Origin of the sequence: Streptomyces sp. XM83C, assembly GCF_023072675.1 — a bacterium.
GTDB lineage: Bacteria > Actinomycetota > Actinomycetes > Streptomycetales > Streptomycetaceae > Streptomyces > Streptomyces thermocoprophilus.
The window spans coordinates 1-1569 of sequence record NZ_JALLGL010000549.1; the positions used below are offsets into that span (position 1 = coordinate 1).

The window sequence follows — 1569 nt, forward strand, 5'->3', positions numbered from 1 at the left end:
CGACTTCGCCGGCGACTCCGACACCGCCATCGCCATCCGCACCGCCCTCCTGCGCGACGGCACCGCCTACGTCCAGGCCGGCGCCGGTATCGTCGCCGACTCCGACCCGGTCTCCGAGGACACCGAGCGCTCCGCAGAGCAGGGCGACGGCGAGGCCGTCGCGCTGCTCGCCACCCGCCAGCAGTGGGCCGAGGGCACCGCGTCCGTGGCCGGCGGCGCCTTCCCCCTGACCGCCAAGGGCAGTGACGTCACCGGCGTCCCCGCGGCCCTCGCCATAGTGGGACTCGCCGCGCTCGTCGCCGTCTTCGCCGTCCGCCGCACCGGCCGTCTCCTCGTCGCCGCGCTCCTCGCCCTGTGCGGCGCGGGCACCGTCGCCGCAGCGCTGATCGGCGCCTCCGACAGCGGCGCCCTCGACGACAAGGCCGCCCGGGCCGCCGGGGACACCTCCGCCACCGTCGGCGCCCTCACCCACACGGCCTGGCCGTACGTCGCCGCCGCAGGCGGCCTGCTGATCCTTCTGGCCGGACTGCTCGCCCTGCGCTACGGCCGCCTGTGGCCCGCCATGTCCGGCCGCTACGAACGCGGCGGAACGCCCCGGCAACGCCGTACCGCACCCACCACCGACCCCGACCGGCCCGAGGACCTGTGGAAGGCCCTGGACCGCGGAGAGGACCCGACCCGCCCCGATCCGGTGTGACCGACGCGCGGGAACCCCACCCCCGATCACCGCACGCGCGCGCGTACGGGACAATGGAAGCGGACTGAGCGTCGGGCTCGGACCCGTTCGACACGTACACGCGTGACCACGCGTACACGGCAATGAGGAGCAAGCAATGGCGGGCAGCAGCCACGGACACACCCCGGCCGCCTGGACCGGTGTCATCATCTCCTTCATCGGTTTCTGCGTCGCGGGCGCCTTCGTGGTGATGGCCGAGCCGGTGGGCTTCTGGGCCGGCATGGCCGTCGTCCTGCTCGGCGGCGTCGTCGGCGGCATCATGCGCAGCATGGGCCTCGGCGCCCCCAAGGCCGAGCCGCTCGTGCTCTCCGAGCGGCCCACCGCCAACCGTGAGGCCGCCGCCTCCCAGAGCTGACCGCAGCCGCACAGCGCCCTTCGTGAGGGGCGGCCGGGCCACGCGCCGGGCCGCCCCTCACGCGCGCGTACCCGCCGAACCGCTGCCGCTCCACCGCACCCCGGCCGCCGACCGCGCCTCCACGCGCGCGTGAACCCCGGCGGCAGCCGCGGCGCCCGGCCCGGTGCCGCAGCCGCGCCTCGACGCGCGCGTGAACGCCGGAGGGCGACCCGAGGGGACCCGTCCGGCCCCGGGGCAGCCCTCCACGCGCGCGTGCCCGGCCGCTCCCGGGCAGAATGCGAGACGTGAACGCCGACAGCGGGACCACGACCGCAACGCCGGACGCCGCAGGGACGGCCCGGCCACCGCACCCCGCGCCCGCGTCGACATCCCGGTGCTGCGCAAGGACTTCATCGTCACCTCGTACCAGCTGTGGGAGGCCCGCGCCTACGGCGCCGACCTCGCGCTGCTGATCGTCGCCGCGCTGGACCAGCCGGCC

General features: G+C 76.2%; 2 protein-coding genes and 1 pseudogene. All 3 read left to right on the top strand.

Going from position 1 to position 1569, the window contains the following annotated elements:
- Positions 1-88 precede the first annotated feature (88 nt).
- The gene (locus MTQ10_RS30240) at positions 89-697 is read left to right on the top strand and encodes a TIGR02234 family membrane protein (RefSeq protein ID WP_374117729.1); all 609 of its coding nucleotides are present in this window, start codon (positions 89-91) and stop codon (positions 695-697) included.
- Between the two features lie 136 nt (positions 698-833).
- Positions 834-1091 (top strand): HGxxPAAW family protein, encoded by a 258-nt coding sequence (locus tag MTQ10_RS30245; protein WP_247473814.1) that lies wholly within the window; start codon positions 834-836, stop codon positions 1089-1091.
- 352 nt (positions 1092-1443) lie between these two features.
- Positions 1444-1569, top strand: a pseudogene (locus MTQ10_RS30250) (indole-3-glycerol-phosphate synthase TrpC); the annotation flags it as partial.